Origin of the sequence: Frigidibacter sp. MR17.24, from assembly GCF_037095655.1 — a bacterium.
Classification (GTDB): Bacteria; Pseudomonadota; Alphaproteobacteria; order Rhodobacterales; family Rhodobacteraceae; genus Frigidibacter.
Genome location: NZ_JBAWKE010000003.1, coordinates 197,188 through 214,006, shown reverse-complemented (window position 1 = coordinate 214,006; position 16,819 = coordinate 197,188). Strand labels below are relative to the sequence as shown.

The following is a 16,819-nucleotide window of genomic DNA, read 5'->3' as shown; positions in this document are numbered from 1 at the left end:
CGATCCATGGACACGCTTGCCAATCTCGCCGATGGCTTCGCCATCGCGATCACGTTTCAGAACCTCGGCCTTGCCCTGATCGGCGCCTTTCTCGGCACGATGATGGGGGCGCTGCCGGGACTGGGCCCCGCCAACGGCGTGGCGATCCTGATCCCGATCTCGTTCTCGCTGGGCTTCGGCCCGCTGTCGTCGCTGATACTGATGACGGCCGTCTATTACGGGGCGATGTACGGCGGGCGGATCTCGTCGATCCTGCTCAACATTCCCGGCGACGAGCCGGCGATGATGACCTGCCTCGACGGCTACCCGATGGCCCGCAAGGGTATGGCGGGCGAGGCGCTGTCGCTGTCGGGCATCGCCTCGTTCGTGGGGTCGATCTTCGCCACGATCGGGCTTGCCGTGCTGGCGCCGCAGCTGGTGAAGATCGCGCTGCTGTTCGGGCCGGCCGAGTATTTCGCGCTGTTCACCATCGCCTTCGCGACGCTGGGCGGCGTGGCCTCGGCCAACCAGGCCAAGGCGGCCTTCGCGGCGATGCTGGGCCTTGGCATCGCCATGATCGGCGTCGACACCCAGACCGGGGTCGAGCGTTTCACCTTCGGCGAGATGCACCTGATGGACGGGATCGACTTCCTCGTCGCCATCGTCGGTCTCTTCGCGCTGTCCGAGGTGTTCATCTTCCTCGAGCACCGCTCGACCGGGGGCGCGGACGAGGGCAAGCTGAAGAACATCGGCAGGATGATGGCGCCCTGGTCGATGATCCGCGCCTGCATCCCCACCTTCACCCGCGGCACGGTGATCGGCTTCCTCGCCGGCGTGCTGCCCGGCGCGGGCGCCTCGCTGGGCTCGTTCCTGGCCTACACGGCCGAACGCCAGATTGCCGACCCGCAGGGCCGGACCTTCGGCAAGGGCGATCCGCGCGGGGTCGCGGCGCCCGAGGCCGGCAACAACGCCGCCGCCGGCGGCGCGCTGGTGCCGATGCTGGCGCTCGGCGTGCCCGGCTCGGGGACGACGGCGGTGCTGCTGGCGGTGCTCTTGTCGCTCAACATCACGCCCGGGCCGCTTCTCTTCGCCCAGCAGCCCGACGTGGTCTGGGGCCTGATCGCCGCGCTCTTCATCGCCAACGTGATGCTTCTGATCCTCAACATACCGCTGGTGGGGCTGTTCTCGCGCGTGCTGCTGGTGCCGATCCACATCCTGATGCCGCTGGTGGCGATGGTGTCCTTCATCGGCGTCTACGGCATCTCGGGGTCGAGCTTCGATCTGACGATGATGGTCTGCTTCGGCATCCTCGGCTGGCTTCTGCGCAAGATGTCGGTGCCGCTGGTGCCGGTGATCCTGGGCATCCTCCTTGGCAACGAGATGGAGGTGAACCTGCGCCGCGCGATGACCCTGTCGGACGGCGACTGGCTGACGCTGGTCGGCAGCCCGCTCGCGGTCGCGCTCTGGCTGATCGCCATCGTCGGCTTCGTCGCGCCGATGGTCTTCGGCGCCCGGCTGAAGCGCAAGATGGCCGAAGAACACGACGAGGTGGCGGCCGGCGACTGACCGCCACCGCCCCCCCGATCCACCCCGCAACGAACGGATAGAGCCTTGCCCCCCGTGCACCAGATCCCGCCCGCGCCCCTGTCCCTGACCACCACCGCCGGAGACCTGATCCTGACCGACCTGCGGGCGCAGGTCGGGGCGGTGCTCGACCGGCTGCCGCATGTCCTGCGGCTTCTGGCCGAGAACCACCTGCGCGCGGGCGGCGATGCGGCCTGCTTGCGCGCCGCGCTCGGCGACTGGCTCGACGGCCGCGAGACGGCGTTCGAGCTGACCTTCCGCCCGAACCGCCTGCTGATGCACGACACGACCTGCACCCCGGCGCTGGCCGACATCGCGGGCCTGCGCGACGCGCTGGCCGAGGCGGGCGGCGATCCCGCCAGCCTCAGCCCCGTGCTGCCGGTCGAGGTTTCGGTCGACCATTCGCTGGCCGTCGACCTCTATGCCCGGCCGGGCGCCGCCACCGTGAACCTGCGCGGCGAGATGGCGCGCAACGCCGAACGCTACGCCTTCATGAAATGGGCCTCCGAGGTGATGGAGACGGTGCATGTCAACCCGCCCGGCACCGGCATCATGCACACGCTGAACCTGGAACAATACGCGACGCTGCTGTCGGTCGGCCCCGACGGGCGCGCGCATCCCGACATGATGCTGGGCACCGACAGCCACACGCCGATGATCAACGGCATCGGCGTCATGGCCTGGGGGATCGGCGGGCTCGAGGCGGAGTCGGTGATGTTCGGGCAGAGCGTCTCGCTCGCCATGCCGCGCGTCGTCGGCGTGCGGCTCGAGGGGCGGCTGGGGCAGGGGGTGCTGTCGACCGACCTCGCGCTCGAGGTCACGCACCGGCTGCGCAAGCTGGGCGTGACCGGCGATTTCGTCGAATTCTTCGGCCCCGGCGTCGCGACCCTGACCGCCGACGACCGCGCGGTGATCGCCAACATGACACCGGAATACGGCGCCTCGACCGGCTTCTTCCCCGCCGATGCCGAGGCGGTGGCCTACCTGCGCCGCACCGACCGTCCCGAGACGCTGACCGCGGCGATCGAGCCCGCCTTCCGCGCCATGGGCCTGTGGTTCGACCCCGCCGAAACCCCGCGCTTCGACACTGAGATCACCATCGACCTGTCCGCGCTGCCGCCCCTGGTCGCCGGTCCGCGCCGCCCGCAGGACGCGGTCGCCGCCGGCACCATGCGCGCCGCGACCGAGGCCGCGCTCGGCCGCGCGCTCGCGCCGCTGCCCGCGACGGTGACGGACCTGCCCGACGGCGGCGTCGGGATCGCGGCGATCACCAGCTGCACCAACACCTCCGACCCGCGCCTGCTGATCGCGGCGGGGCTCCTGGCCCGCAAGGCGCGCGCGCGCGGGCTCGGCCCGGCGCCCTGGGTCAAGACCTCGCTCGCGCCAGGATCGCCCTCGGCCGCAAGCTACCTTGCCCGCGCGGGGCTGCTCGAGGATCTGGAAGCCGTGGGCTTCGGCATCGTCGGCTTCGGCTGCACCACGTGCATCGGCAATTCGGGCCCGCTGCCCGAGGCGGTCGAGACGGCGCTCGCGGCCGGCCGCGCGGTGGTGGCCGTGCTGTCGGGCAACCGCAACTTCCCGGGCCGGGTCCATGCCAAGCTCGACCTCGGCTATCTCGCCTCGCCGCCGCTCGTCGTGGCGATGGCTCTGGCCGGGCATGTGCACGGCGACATCCTGCAGGACCCGATCGGCCGTGATCCCGAGGGGCGCGAGGTGCGGCTGGCCGACCTCTGGCCCGCGAGCGAGGAGATCGAGGCCGCGATGGCCGCGGCCTTCCGGCCCGAGGACGTGCCCGCCGATTTCGCCCGCGCCTCGCTCAATGCCGACTGGGCCGCGCTCGAGGCGCCGAAGACGGTGCGCTTCCCCTGGGACCCGGCCTCGCGCAGCCTGCGCCGGCCGAAGTTCGCCCGGCCTTCGACGCGCAGCAATCTTGGCCGCTATACCGCGCATCCGCTGCTGGTGCTGGGCGACGACATGACCACCGACCACATCTCGCCCGCGGGCTGGATCGACCCCGAGGGCGAGGCCGGGCGCTGGCTGATCGAGCGCGGCGCCGACCCCAAGGCGCTGAACGTCTACGCCAGCTATCGCGGCAACTGGGAGGTGATGCTGCGCGGCCTCTTCACCAACCGCGCCGCGATCAACGCGCTGAACCCGGACCTGCCGCCCGCGCATCTGCGCATGCCCGGCGGCGAGGTGCTGCCGCTGCACGCTGCCGCCACCGCCTGGGAGGCCGAAGGCCGCTCGGCCGTGATCCTCGCGGGCGAGCGCTACGGCATGGGCTCCAGCCGCGACTGGGCGGCCAAGGGCGCGGCGCTTCTGGGGGTGCGCGCGGTCATCGCCCGCAGCTTCGAGCGGATCCACCGCACGAACCTGATCGGCATGGGCATCGTGCCCCTGCTGATCGAGGGCGACTTCCAGCCCGCGCTTGCGGGTCTCGGGGTCGACAGCCGGATCTTCCTGGATCTGCCCGAGGCCGAGCTGATGCCGGGTCACCCGGTCCGCATGGGCCTCGAGTCGCCCGATCTCGAGCTTTCGCTGCGTGTCGCCGTCGAGACGGGGCAGGAGATCGAGACCCTGCGCGCGGGCGGTGTGCTGCCGAAGATGATCGCCGAGCGGACCCGCGCCCAAGTCGCGTGAGGCCGGTGGGGCGGCACCGGGCCGCTCCCGCCCCTCCGGGCCCCGGCCGCGCCGAGGGCCGGCCCGGTGTCGCTGACCCCGTGGCGGCGTCGGCGCTGGCGGATCGCTTCGCGATCCCGCCTGCGTCGGTGCGGCGCGCGCGCGGGTCGAACCACGGCGGCTGGAGGGGTGCGGTTCCGCCGGGACGCGTCCTCGGCCGACGACGGCTGGCCCGCACGGGCGCAGAGAGCGGGGGGGCCAAGCGTTGGCCATGATGCAAGGCGTCGTGGGCCAGCCCTGTCGGTTGCGGGGGCCCGATCCTCGGCCGTCACCCGCTGGACGGCGCCGACCACCCCGCATCCAGCTCAGGCCGAAGGCAGGCGTGCACCGGCGGACGCCGCGCCGTCGCGCCGTGGACCGGATCTTCGGGAGGCCGGGTGGTCGTTCGGCCGCCTGCGGCTCTCCCGGACGGGTCCACCGCGGTCCCTCGGATCACCGCTAGCGCCGGGCGTTGTCCCCGGTCTGATCCGGGTTTCCGACCGGCCAAATCCCGGGAGCACCGCGCCCGTGACTGGCCACCAAGTGCCAGTAACCTGTCCGGTCGCGTCGGGCCGCCGCCACGGCTGGCGCCGCGCGGCTGTCGGGGGTCAGAGCGTCACGGGCCGCCCGGTGCGGATGCTCTCGTCCGCGGCAAGGCAGATGCCCAGCGATGCGACCGCGTCCGCCATGTGCCGCGTCAGGTCCCTGTCCTCGACGATGGCGCGGTAGAGATAGTCCTGCTCGCGGTCGCACAGCCCCTGGTGATCGGGCTCGCCCTCCATGTCCAGCCAGTCGTCGGCCCGCGCGAGCGCGCCGTCCGCGCCGGTCTCGGCATGGTGGACGCGCAGCCGCGAGGTCTGGGTATGCGCATTGATGTCGGCCGAGCCCGCCTTGTCCTCCATCACGATCGAGACCGACCCGCCGGGCGAGATCACGTCCTTCACGAAATATGCGGTCTCCGAGATCATCGGGCCCCAGCCGGCCTCGTACCAGCCGATGCTGCCGTCGTCGAACAGCACCTGGAACTGGCCGTAGTTGTACATGCCGTCCTTCAGCCCGGGCGCGAGCGCAAGACCCATGCCACGCACCTCGACCGGGCGGCCGTCGGTGATCTGGCACATCACGTCGACATAGTGCACGCCGCAATCGACGATCGGCGAGGTGGTTTTCAGGATCTCCTGGTGGATCTTCCAGGCGGGCCCGCTCGACTGCTGGTTCAGGTTCATCCGGAACACGTAGGGGCCGCCAAGGTCGCGCGCCTCCGAGATCAGGCGCATCCAGGACGGGTGGTGGCGCAGGATGTAGCCGACCACGAGCTTGCGCCCGTGCGCCGTCGCCGCCGCGGTGACGCGCTCGGCCTCGGCCACGGTGGCGGCGAGCGGCTTTTCCACGAAGACATGGGCGCCGGCCTCGATGGCGGCGATCGCCATCTCGGCATGGGTGTCGGTATGGGTGGCGATCGACACGACGTCGGGCTTCAGCGCGGCGAGCGCCGCGGCGAAGTCATGGTGCAGCGGATAGCCGGCCAGCGCCCCGGGCAGGTCCCGGGCCGAGCGGTTGACGAGGCCCACGATCTCGAAGCCGGGATGGGCGTGATAGGCCAGCGCGTGGCTCTGGCCCATCTGGCCCAGTCCCACGACCATGACGGTCAGCTTGCGGTGCGCGGTCTCGGTCATCTCTCGGTCCCCGTGTGGGCAGGTCAGGCAGGTCGTGCAGGTCGGGCGGCGTCGGCAGGTCGGGCGGTCCCGCGCCTCAGGCGGCGGCGGTCACGCCCCGGCGCGCGGCGGCGATATGGGCGGCGCCCATGCTCGCCAGCGCGACGATGAACGGGGTCGGGTTGGTGGCGGTCATCGTCGGGATCACGCCGTTGCCGGCGACGTGCAGGTTGTCGAACCCCCAGACGCGGCTGTGGCGGTCGCAGACGCTGCTGCCGTCGTCGGTCTCGCCCATCCGCAGCGTGCCCTGGTAGTGCAGCGAGTTGCCGGTGGGCAGCTTCACCGCCGCGAACCCCGGCAGCGGCTTGCCCAGCGCATGGGCGATCCGATCGGCCATCGCCTTGCCGCGGTCGATCCGCGCGAGGTCGGCCGCGCTCGGCGGCGCGTGGATCGAGAAGCTCGGCAGGCCCTTCCAGTCGGGACGGGTGTCGTCGAAGACGATCCGGTTCTCGGGGCTCGGGTCTGCGGGAACGAACAGGCCCATCCCGGCCAGCGTGCCCTCGACCGGTTCGGGGAACGGGAAGTTCGCCGGGTCGTTGCCGTGCAGCGTCACCGAGAACGGGAACTCGGTCGCATCCACACTGGGGATCCACGACATCGAGGTCAGGGGCCCCGCGATGTCGGTCACGAAATAGCGGTTGATCAGGTAGTGGTCGTTCAGATGCCGCCCCAGCGCCGCCGGACGGATGCCCGAGGCGTGCAGCAGCTGCGGGCCGTGCAGGCTGTCGCAGGCGACGACCACGCTGCCGGCGGCCACGGTGACCGTCTCGCCCGTCGCGAGGTCGACCAACTCGACCCCGGTCGCGTGCCCGTCCTCGTGCAGGACGCGTCGGCAGGCGGTCCCGGGCAGGATCGCGAAGGTCTCGGCGGGCTCGTCCACCATGTCGCCAAGGATGTGGTCGGTGCCGTGGCGGGTGACGCCCTCGGGCGTCACGGTGAAGGCCAGCGGCATCGGCTGCACCCGGCGGTCGGCCGGCCGGCCGGCGTCGAAGATCGCCGCAAGCCGCGCCCGCAGCTCGTCCGAGCCGCGATCCTCGGGGAAGGGATGCCTGTTCGCGCCCAGCAGCTCGTCCGCCAGCGCCAGCGCCGCCGTCATCTCGGCCTCGGGGATGAACGACACCCGCTCGCCCTTCGACGGATGCGGGCACCCCGCGGTCCACTGCACCCCCATCCCCCCGACCGAGGCCGCGGCGAAGCCCGCGAAGGCGGCGTCGTCATGCGCGTCCGTGTTCGAGAAGAACAGGCCCGGCCGGCGCTGCAGCGAGGCGTCGTGCCCACCGGCCTTGCGTGCCTCCCATTCCGCGCGCGTGATCGGGTCGTAGGTCTTGCCGCGGGCGGGCCCCTGCGCCATCCGCTCGGCGGCGATGCGCTCGGCCGTGGGCAGGTTGCCCAGGTGCCGGCCGACCTCGGGCGTGGCCTTGGGGCCGGCCTCGACCATCAGGATGCGCGCCTCGGGCCAGTCGCGCCGGATGATCCGGGCATAGGTCGACCCGGTCGGGCCGCTTCCCACGATGACGACATCTGCGGATCGGATGGGCATGCTGGGCACTCCGCTGCGTTGTAAACTGTTTTCAGCTTTTGGCGCATCAACGCGGGCTTTCGGCATGAAGTCAATGCTGTTGTGTAAATTATTTACGCCTGCTAGCCTCTCGGGACTCAATCGCGCGCGATTGCCCATCGGTTGTGCGCTTGCCACCGAAAAGGATTTCCATGCAGTTCGGTCTCAGCTCCTACAGCTTCCAGCGGCTCCTGATGCGTGACGAGATCACGCTGGAGCAGGTCTTCGACAGCATCGCCGCCTCGGGCGGCACGCACATGGAACTGGCGACGCTGACGATCGGTCCCGGGCGCGACGCGATGATGTCCTACGAGCTGCACGACGACGCCGCGACCCGCGCCCGGCTCGAGGCCGCCGCGACCGGCTCGGGCGTCGCGATTTCGGGGCTGTGCATCCCCGCAAGCTTCATCGACGACGATCCGGCCGCGCGGCGCGCGCAGATCGACCGGGCCAAGCGCTATGTCGACCTCTGCGCCGGGATGGGTGTGGGCTTCCTGCGCACCGATGTCGTGCCATGGGCGCTGCGCGCCGAAAGCCAGGCCCAGGTCGAGGCCCTGTTCCCGCGGATCACCGAGGCCTGCCGCGAGATCGCCGAACATGCCGCGGCCAGCGGCGTCGTGGCCAGCATCGAGAACCACGGCTTCCTGATGAACGCGAGCGAACGCTGCCGCCGGCTGGTGCACGCGGTCGACAGCCCGAACTTCCGCATGACGCTGGATGTCGGCAATTTCCTGTGCGTCGACGAGGACCCGCTGATCGCGACCCAGGCTTGCCTGGGCATCGCGAGCTTCCTGCACGTGAAGGATTTCCTCGTCCGCCGCCATTACCCGGGCCCGGGCTGGCTGCAGACGCTGGGCGGGCGCCACATCGTCGGCACCGTCTTCGGCTTCGGCGATGTCGATGCCCGCGCGATCGTCGCCGCCATCCTGCGCTCGGGCTACGACGGCTTCGTCTCGCTCGAGTTCGAGGGCAACGAGCCGGTGCCGATGGGCTGCGACACCGGGCTGAAGAACGTGGTGCGGATCTTCGACGAGGTCGCCGCGGAACTCGGGGCCAAGGTCGGGGCCAAGGTCGGGGCCAAGGCGGGGGCCGATACCGGCGCCTAAAGCAGCCGGATCGTCTCGGCGCGGGTGCGGATTTCGGCCAGCCGCTCGCGCCCGCCGCCCGGGACCTCGACCGAGCCCCAGCCCTCGTAGCCCGCGGCCCGCAGCGCCGCGTTCACGCCGCTCCAGTCGATCTCGCCCTCGCCCAGTTCGACCTCGAAGCCCTTCCATGGCCCCTCGGCATCCATCTTCGTGCGGCTGTAGTCCTTGAGGTCGACGCGCAGGATACGCGGGCCAAGCACCTCGACCCAGTCGGTCGGGAAGCCGTTGCGGGCGATGTTGCCGATGTCGAGGTACCAGCCAAGGCTGTCATGGGCGAAACGGTCGATGAAGGCCGCGGCCTCGAGCGGGCTGAGCAGGAAGTTGTTCCACACGTTCTCGATCGCGATCCTGACGCCGGTCCGCTCGGCGTGCGGCAGCAGGGCTTCGACCCCGGCCACGGCCCGGTCCCAGGCGGTGGCGTAGCTCACCCCCGGGCCGACGGCGCCGGGCACCAGCAGCATCGTCCCGGCGCCGATCTCGGCCGCCGTCTCCAGCGCCGCGACCGCGCCCCGGATGCCCTCGGCCCGGGTCTCGGGATCGGGGGCGGACAGCGGATGGCTCCAGTGCCGGGAATTGATCACGCCGGGCAACGCCAGCCCGGCCGCCCGCGCCGCCGCGACCACCCCGGCCGGATCGAGATCCGAGGGCGCGTCGATCTCGACGCCGTCATAGCCGATCTCGGCCAGCATCGCGAAGGTCTCGGCCAGGCTGGCGCCGGGGACGCTGACCATGCTGTACTTCAGGCTGATGCGGGACAGGGGCGGTCGGGACATGGCGGCTTCCGAAAATTAGTTTCACGACATTCGGGTTTGATGCGGGAATCTATTGCCTAATCCGGCTGCTGCCGCCAGAAAAAAGAAAATCAATTTCGTGAGGTCCCCATGTCCAGTCCCGGAATCCAGCGTCTCGATGCGGCCGAAACCCAGGCCGGCGGCGCCGAGCGGCCGTTCTCGAAGGCGGTGCGCGCGGGCGATTTCGTCTATGTCTCGGGCCAGGTGCCGACCCGCGACGGCGAGGTGGTCGCGGGCAACATCGCCGAGCAGACCGAGGTGGCGATCGCCAACCTGCGCGAGGTGCTGGCGCTTGCGGGTTGCGGGATCGAGCACGTGGTGAAGGTGGGCGTCTGGCTGGACGACCCGCGCGACTTCTCGTCCTTCAACGCGGTGTTCAAGGCGCATTTCGGCGCCCATCCCCCGGCGCGCTCGACCGTCGAGTCGCGGCTGATGGTCGATGCCAAGGTCGAGATCGATGCCATCGCCTACTGCCCGCTGAAGGGCTGAGGCGGTGAAGATCCTGATCCGCCCCGATGCGCCGGCGGCGGCCGCGCGCGCGGCCGAGATCATCGCGGCGCGGCTGCGCGCCCAGCCCGGGGCCGTGCTGGGCCTTGCCACCGGCGGCACGATGGAGGCGGTCTATGGCCGGCTGATCGCGCTGCACCGCGCGGGGCAGGTCAGCTTCGCCGGGGCGACAAGCTTCAACCTCGATGAATATGTCGGGCTCGCGGGCGACCATCCCTGCTCGTATCGCCACTACATGGCCGAGAAGCTGTTCGACCACATCGACATGCGTGCCGGCGCCGCGCATCTGCCGCGGGGCGAGGCGCCAGATGCCGATGCCGAGGCCGCGCGCTACGAGGCCGCGATCGTGGCGGCGGGCGACATCGACCTGCAGCTGCTGGGCCTGGGACAGAACGGCCACATCGGCTTCAACGAACCGACGTCGAGCCTTGCCTCGGTGACGCGGCCGAAGACGCTCGAGCGGTCGACCCGCGCGGCCAACAGCCAGTACTTCCCCGACGGGATCGAGCCGCCGCGGATCGCGATCACCATGGGCATCGGCACGATCATGCGCGCGCGCGAGGTGCTGCTGGTGGCGACGGGCGCGGCCAAGGCCCGGGCGGTGGCGCAGGTCGTCGAGGGGCCGGTCTCGGCCCGCTGGCCCGGCAGCGTGCTGCAGATGCACCCGCGCGCGACGCTGGTGCTGGACCCGGCGGCGGCGGCCGAGCTGGAGCTGGCGGAGTATTACCGCGACATCCACCCGGACTAGTCGGCGGCCCCGGCCCGGGCTGTCAGCAGCCGCTTCAGGGCCGCGACCGACGCCGCATCGGTGCGCCGCGCGCCCGGCGGCTGGAAGCCGAAGGCCGCGACGGCGCCGGTGCCCGGATCGGGGACCGAGGCCGAGGCATGGACCTCGTCCGGGTCCAGCGCCGCGAGAAGGCCGGGCAGGGTGGCGGCCGAGATCCCCGCGCCGGGCATGATCGCGATCCGCCCGCCGGCGTGGTCGCGCATGGCCCGCAGCCGGGCGATGCCCTCGGACGCCGAAGCCGCCCCGCCCGACGACAGGATCCGCGCGATCCCCAGCCCGGCCGCAAGGTCGATGGCCGCGAGCGGGTCGGGCAGAAGGTCGATGCAGCGGTGCAGCGTGACATCGAGCCCGCGCGCCGCCGCCACGAGCCGGCGCAGCACGTCCGGGTCCAGCGCCGCGTCCCGCGTGGCCCCGATCACCACGCCCGCGAGGCCGGCAGCGGCAACGGCGGCGATCTCGGCCTCCATCGCCGCGACCTCGTCGCCGCGCCAGGCGAAGTCGCCGGCCCGCGGGCGGATCATCGCCATGACGGGGACCGGCGACCGGCGCGCGAGCGCGATCAACCCGGCCGAGGGCGTGAGCCCCCCGAGCGCGAGCGCCGAGCACAGCTCGATCCGGTCGGCGCCGCCGGCGATGGCGGCGGCAAGCCCGCCGGGGCTGTCGACGCAGATCTCGAGACGGCGGCGGGGCATGGGCGGTGTCTCCGGGTATCGGGCCGCGATCAGACGGCGATCAGGCGGCGATCGGGTGGCGGCGTTCCAGCAGGTTCAGCGCCAGAACGCCCCCCAGCCCGGCAAGGATGCCAAGCCAGGCCACGGTCTGGTAGCCGCCGATCGCGGTGCCGAGCGCGAAAAGCCCGGCCGAGATCGCCCCCGACAGGAACAGATTGAGCGAGATGAGCGAGGCCGAGAGGCCGGGGCGGTCGGCGATCAGCTCCTGCAGATAGCCCAGCGGCAGGGTGATGATGGCCGAGGCCGCGGTGCCGCCCAGGAAGGCCGCGGCGATGATCATCCCCGGCGTCGTCGCGACGGCGATCGTCCCGAGGTAGCCGGTGTAAAGCACCATCGCCGCCGCAAGGGTCGGCACGGTGCCGAAACGGCGCGCGATCCGGGCCCAGACCAGCAGGAACACAAGCTCCATCCCCGCGACGATGCCCACGGTGATGCCGACATCGCCCGTGGTGCCGCCGGCGCGCCCGGTCATCACCAGCGCCATCACCGCGCCGTGGACATCGATGGCCGAGGTGGTCGCGGCGGTGCCCAGCACCCGGGTCGCCACGGCCGGGCGCAGCAGCAGCCCGAAGGCCGCGGGCAGCGAGACCTTCGCCGGGCGGCGCGCCGGATCGCCGCTGCCGCCGCGCGGCATCGTCGTGGCGATCACCACCAGCACCAGGGCCGCGGCCAGGGCCGAGACCAGGAAGGCGGGCAGCATCGAGCCGCGCCCGGCCAGCACGAAGCCCAGCACGCCGGGCACGAGGATCCAGGCGGCCGAGATCATGCCGCGCAGCACCGAGGACATGGCGATCCGGTCGGCGGGCGCGAGATCGGCCGAGAAGACGCGGCCCGCGGCGAACAGCATCGGCGTCAGCCCGAGGAAGATCGACACCGGCAGCAGCAGCGCCAGCACGAAGACCGCCGGCTGCGGCACGAGGAAGATGGCGCCGTAACCCGCGATGCCGATCACCGCGAGCCACATCAGCAGCCGCCGGTAGCCGGAGTCGCGGTCCGCCAGCGTGCCCAGCCACACCGCCGCCAGCACGTTGACCACCGCCGCCGCCAGCGTCAGCGCCGAGAAGGCGGCATCCGACAGCCCCAGCTCGCGGATCGCGACCACCGACTTGTAGGGCGCGGTCGCCGCGGCGGCGATGCCGCACAGGAAGATCGCCAGCGCGCAGGAACGCAGCCCCGGCGAAGCCTTCAGGATCTTGAGGAGGTCGAACATCGCGGGCTCGGGACGGGGGCGGTGTTGGAAGGGGGGCGTCAGGCGCGGGCGAGGCTTCGGGCCGAGCGCTGCGGGGCCGGGGTGAAGCCCTCGGGCTCGGCCCAGGGGAAGATGCCCGGCGCGCGGTGCAGGTTGGCGATGCGCGCGATGTCCTGGCTGACCACGCCCTCGGTCAGGGCCATCAGGTTCGGATTGGCGATCGGCGCGAGGTCGGGCGAGAGATAGCCCGACTTGACCACCAGCAGCCGCACGGCCCGCGGATCAAGGCCCAACTCGGCGAAATCGGCGAGGTTGTGGTAGGGCCTGCGCCGCGCGGCCAGCACCAGCGTGATGCCGCCGGTCGTCACCACCGCCTGCCGGAAGGCGCCGCCCGCCCCGTCGAGCAGCCGCAGCACGGTGAAGCGCGCGGTCACCGCGGTGCCGGACGGGTCGAGGCCCGCGCCCACCGACAGCGTGATCTCGGCCCCCGGGCCCGCGTCGAAGCAGGCCGCGACCGCCGCCGCGTCGGTGATGCCCGCGACCAGCGCGTCCTGCCAGTCGCGCGCGATCAGCGCCGCCAGCACCAGCCCGTTGTCGCCGACGCCGCCCCCGGTCGGGTTGTCGCCGCTTTCGGCCAGGATCACCGGCGACGTGGTCGCGGCGGCGGCACGGTCGAGCATGTCGTCAAGCGTGCCCGTCACCGGCCCGAAGGCGAAGTCGTGCCGCGCCGCCCAATAGGCCTGCGCCATCTCGGCGGCCAGATCCGCCGCCGCGGCGGGATCGGTGGCGGTGACGATGGCGGCGGCCGTGCCGCGCGGCTCGTCGGCCCAGACGTAGCCCACCATCTGGTCCGCCGACCAGATCCCCGGCCGCGCGTCGAAGCCCGGCAGCGCCGCGTAAAGCCCCCGCGCCGGCGCATCCTCGGTCGAGGACCGCTCGCCCGGCATCAGCACCGGGATCTTCGCCCAGGTGACGAAGGGACGCTCGCCGGTGCGCAGGCTGCGCAGCAGCATCGCCCAGGCGCGCTCCATCGTCTGGCGCACGTCGATGTGCGGCGCGGTGCGATAGGCGGCGAAGATGTCGATCTGGTCGATGATGCGCTGGCTGACATTGCCGTGCAGGTCATAGCTGACCGCGATCGGGATCGCCGGCCCGACAAGGTCGCGCACCGCCTTGATCCAGTCGCCCTCGGCGTCCCACATCCCCTCGACATGCATCGCGCCGTGCATCGCGAGATACACCCCGTCAAGCGGCAGCGCCGCCGCGAGCCGGTCGAGCATGTCGGCCTTCAGCCGCTCGTAGCTCGCCCGCTCGACCGGGCCGCCGGGCACGGCGCGGGCATGCAGCAGCGGCAGGATCTGGACATCGGGCTGGGGCAGGAAGGCGAAGTAGTCCGCGCCGGTCAGCGCGTCGCCACGCATCACGGTGAAATCCTGTTCGCGGATCAGCACCGGGTTGTAGGTCGAGCATTCGGTGTGGATGCCGCCGACGGCGATGCGCTTGGCTTGGGTCATGGGCGTGGTCTCGCGGGTGGGAGGGATCAGTCGCCCAGCAGCTGGCTGTCGTCGCCGTCGCGGTGGCGGATCAGGCTTTCCTTGATCCGGCGCAGCGTGGTGGCGGTGCTGGTGCGGTCGGCATAGGCGACGAGGTTGGCCAGGATGTCGACGACCGCCAGCATCGCGTAGCGGGTCGAGGTGGGGCGGAAGATGTTCTCGCCCTCGGGCAGGTCGACGGGGATGACGACATCGGCGGCATCGGCCACGCGCGAACGCGCCTGGGTCAGGGCGATCGTCTGCGCGCCCTGCGCACGCGCCAGCGCGAAGCTGCGCACCAGCTCGTCGTTGCGGCCCGAGAAGGACGAGCCGATGACCACGTCCCCGCGCGCCAGCGCCGAGGCCAGCATCATCTGCATCCCGTGATCGGTCGAGGTGGTGATGCGGATGCCAAGGCGGAACAGCCGGTTCTGCAGTTCGCTCACGATCATCGAGGAATTGCCGCCGGACCCGAAGGCATAGACCATGCCGGCACGGGCCACGATCGCCGCCGCCGTCTCGATCGCCGCAAGGTCGAGCTGGTCGTGGATCGTGAACAGCGCCTTCTGCGCCTTGGTCACGATGTCCTCTGCGACCTCGGCCGGGGTCGAGGACCGCGCCTCGGGCCGCAGGTAGCGCAGCCCGACATAAGAGGACTTCGCCAGCGTCACCTTGAAGTCCGAGAACGAGTTGCACCCGAGCCGCCGGCAGAAGCGGGTCACCGTCGGCGGCGAGACCTCGGCCCGCGCCGCCAGATCGGTGATCGAGGCGTTGACGGCGAAGTCGAGATCCTTCAGCACCAGATCGGCCAGCCGCTGTTCGGATTGCGAAAGCTTCAGCCCGTCCTGGGCCAGCGTCGCGAAGATGTCCATGCGTCCCCTGCCGCCTGTCCCAGGGCGTTGTCGCAGCGCGCGACCCCGCCAGATCCGAAAATGATTTTCTTGGTTTCATTGACACAGTCGCATGACACCCCAAGAATGGCCAGAGTTTTCCCGAAAACGCGAAAAGAATTTCGACATGTCAGCTGATCCCACCGCGTCTTCGCGCGACCCGATGCAGAACCCGTTCCCGGCCGGGGATCCCGCGCGCCGCGCGATCTGGGACATGCTGGTGCCGCGCGACATCGACGCCTATCTCGCCGCCGACTGGTCGGCGGTCGCCGGCGATTTCATCGCCGCGGGCTTCACCGGGCTCGACGGCCGGTTCGCGGCCGATCCGCAGTCCTGGCGGCTGTCCTTCGCCTCGCTCGAGGCCTATCGCGACGAATGGCTGCGCCAGGCGCGCGCGGGGCAGGCGGTGGCCTATTCCGAGGATGCGCGGGCGGCGATCTTCGCCGCGACCCGGCTGGAGGAGATCGAGATCGCCGACGGCGCGGCGCTGGTGCGCAAGAAGTTCGACGGCCGCATCGCGCGGGCCGACGGCGGCGAGGACCGGATGCTGTGGCAGACGCTCTACACCTGCCGCGAGACGCCCGAGGGCTGGAAGATCGCGGGCTTCGTCGGCTACCTGCCCTATGGGGGCCACTGATGGGCGCCCCCGACGACATCTGGCCCGCGCCGGGCACGCCGCTGGCCGAGGTGATGACGCCGATGCCGGTGATCGACGAGGGCCGCATGGCCGCGAACATCGCCCGGGCCCAGGCGCACATGGATGGCCTTGGCCGCGCGTTCCGGCCGCATATCAAGACCCACAAGCTGCCCGAGGTCGCGCGCGCGCAGCTTGCGGCGGGGGCGGTCGGCCTCAACTGCCAGAAGGTGACCGAGGCCGAGGTCTTCGCCGATGCGGGCTTTGACGACATCCTGATCACCTACAACGTGCTTGGGCCGGTGCGGCTGGCGCGGCTTGCCGCGCTGAACGCGCGGGTGGCGCGGCTGGCGGTGACGGCGGATGGCGAGGCGGTGGTGGCGGGGCTGGCGGCGCGCTTCGCGGCCGACCGGCCGCTGACGGTGCTGGTGGAATGCGACACCGGCGGCGGGCGCTGCGGCGTGCAGACGCCCGAGGCGGCGGCCGGGCTTGCGGCGCGGATCGCGGCGGCGCCGGGGCTGCGCTTCGGCGGGCTGATGACCTATCCCGCCCCTGGCGGCGCGGCGGCGGTCGAGGCCTTCGTGACGGCGGCGCAGGCGCTGATGGCGGCGGCCGGCCTCGGCTGTCCGGTGGTGACGGTCGGCGGCACGCCGGATTTCTTCGCCGCCGGCGCCGTGCCCTCGGCGACCGAGCACCGGGCGGGCACCTATGTCTACAATGACCGCTCGATGATCCGCGCCGGCCACGCGACCGAAGCGGATTGCGCCATGCACCTGCTGGCCACGGTCGTCTCGCGGCCGACGCCCGACCGGGCGGTGATCGACGCGGGGTCGAAGGCGCTGACCTCGGACCTGCTGGGCTTTGCCGATCACGGGCTGGTGGTGGGCTATCCCGGCGCGCGCATCACGGCGCTGTCCGAGGAACACGGCGTCGTCGACCTCTCGGCGGTCGAGGGGGCACGACCCGAGGTGGGCGAGATGGTCCGGGTGATCCCGAACCACACCTGCGTGATCACCAATCTCTACGAGCGGATGGTCTTCCACGACGGGGCGCGGGTGACGCGGGTGCTGCCGGTCGCGGCACGCGGCACGGTCTGGTGACGCGGACGAAGCGGCGGGG

At 71.6% G+C, this 16,819-nt stretch carries 14 protein-coding genes; 7 read left to right on the top strand and 7 right to left on the bottom strand.

From position 1 onward, the window contains the following. The first annotated feature begins 6 nt into the window (after positions 1-6). Together V8J39_RS13255 and acnA are read left to right on the top strand one after the other, a co-directional pair. Positions 7-1,545 carry a tripartite tricarboxylate transporter permease gene (locus V8J39_RS13255; protein WP_336461398.1) on the top strand — a complete coding sequence of 513 codons (1,539 nt, stop codon included), beginning with the start codon at positions 7-9 and terminating at the stop codon, positions 1,543-1,545. Positions 1,546-1,599: 54 nt separating this feature from the next. Then, positions 1,600-4,203, top strand: coding sequence for an aconitate hydratase AcnA (gene acnA, locus V8J39_RS13250; RefSeq protein WP_336461611.1), 2,604 nt, complete (start codon positions 1,600-1,602; stop codon positions 4,201-4,203). Positions 4,204-4,829: 626 nt separating this feature from the next. Here the strand turns inward: acnA and V8J39_RS13245 are convergent. Both V8J39_RS13245 and V8J39_RS13240 read right to left on the bottom strand, forming a co-directional pair. Next, positions 4,830-5,897 carry a Gfo/Idh/MocA family protein gene (locus tag V8J39_RS13245; RefSeq protein WP_336461397.1) on the bottom strand — a complete coding sequence of 356 codons (1,068 nt, stop codon included), beginning with the start codon at positions 5,895-5,897 and terminating at the stop codon, positions 4,830-4,832. A 76-nt stretch (positions 5,898-5,973) separates the two neighbouring features. Then, positions 5,974-7,476, bottom strand: coding sequence for a GMC oxidoreductase (locus V8J39_RS13240; protein WP_336461396.1), 1,503 nt, complete (start codon positions 7,474-7,476; stop codon positions 5,974-5,976). A gap of 170 nt (positions 7,477-7,646) precedes the next feature. Between V8J39_RS13240 and V8J39_RS13235 the strand changes: the two genes are divergently transcribed. After that, entirely contained in the window at positions 7,647-8,600 is a 954-nt protein-coding gene (locus V8J39_RS13235) for a sugar phosphate isomerase/epimerase family protein (RefSeq protein WP_336461395.1), read from the top strand. Here the strand turns inward: V8J39_RS13235 and V8J39_RS13230 are convergent. Continuing rightward, complete coding sequence (locus V8J39_RS13230; protein WP_336461394.1) at positions 8,597-9,412, bottom strand: sugar phosphate isomerase/epimerase family protein; 816 nt, start codon at positions 9,410-9,412, stop codon at positions 8,597-8,599. The genes V8J39_RS13235 and V8J39_RS13230 overlap by 4 nt on opposite strands. A gap of 108 nt (positions 9,413-9,520) precedes the next feature. Here V8J39_RS13230 and V8J39_RS13225 point away from each other — a divergent pair, with 108 nt between their 5' ends. Both V8J39_RS13225 and nagB read left to right on the top strand, forming a co-directional pair. Continuing rightward, complete coding sequence (locus V8J39_RS13225) at positions 9,521-9,919, top strand: RidA family protein (protein WP_336461393.1); 399 nt, start codon at positions 9,521-9,523, stop codon at positions 9,917-9,919. Positions 9,920-9,923: 4 nt separating this feature from the next. Continuing rightward, positions 9,924-10,685 carry a glucosamine-6-phosphate deaminase gene (gene nagB / locus V8J39_RS13220; RefSeq protein ID WP_336461392.1) on the top strand — a complete coding sequence of 254 codons (762 nt, stop codon included), beginning with the start codon at positions 9,924-9,926 and terminating at the stop codon, positions 10,683-10,685. Here nagB and V8J39_RS13215 read toward each other — a convergent pair. From V8J39_RS13215 to V8J39_RS13200, 4 genes are read right to left on the bottom strand one after another with little or no spacing between them, the layout of a single operon-like run. Next, positions 10,682-11,416: a copper homeostasis protein CutC gene (locus tag V8J39_RS13215; protein ID WP_336461391.1), complete on the bottom strand. Its 735-nt coding sequence runs from the start codon at positions 11,414-11,416 to the stop codon at positions 10,682-10,684. The two genes, nagB and V8J39_RS13215, sit on opposite strands and share 4 nt — an antisense overlap. Positions 11,417-11,456: 40 nt before the next feature. Next, positions 11,457-12,665 carry an MFS transporter gene (locus V8J39_RS13210; RefSeq protein ID WP_336461390.1) on the bottom strand — a complete coding sequence of 403 codons (1,209 nt, stop codon included), beginning with the start codon at positions 12,663-12,665 and terminating at the stop codon, positions 11,457-11,459. A 38-nt stretch (positions 12,666-12,703) separates the two neighbouring features. Continuing rightward, positions 12,704-14,158, bottom strand: a complete 1,455-nt coding sequence (locus V8J39_RS13205) for a M81 family metallopeptidase (RefSeq protein ID WP_336461389.1) — start codon at positions 14,156-14,158, stop codon at positions 12,704-12,706. Positions 14,159-14,184: 26 nt separating this feature from the next. Beyond that, a complete protein-coding gene (locus V8J39_RS13200; protein WP_336461388.1) occupies positions 14,185-15,048 on the bottom strand; it encodes a MurR/RpiR family transcriptional regulator in 864 nt (287 codons plus the stop codon). 145 nt (positions 15,049-15,193) lie between these two features. Between V8J39_RS13200 and V8J39_RS13195 the strand changes: the two genes are divergently transcribed. Then, the gene (locus V8J39_RS13195; RefSeq protein WP_336461387.1) at positions 15,194-15,703 is read left to right on the top strand and encodes a hypothetical protein; all 510 of its coding nucleotides are present in this window, start codon (positions 15,194-15,196) and stop codon (positions 15,701-15,703) included. After that, entirely contained in the window at positions 15,703-16,800 is a 1,098-nt protein-coding gene (locus V8J39_RS13190) for an alanine racemase (protein WP_336461386.1), read from the top strand. The genes V8J39_RS13195 and V8J39_RS13190 overlap by 1 nt, the downstream gene beginning before the upstream one ends. Positions 16,801-16,819 lie beyond the last annotated feature (19 nt).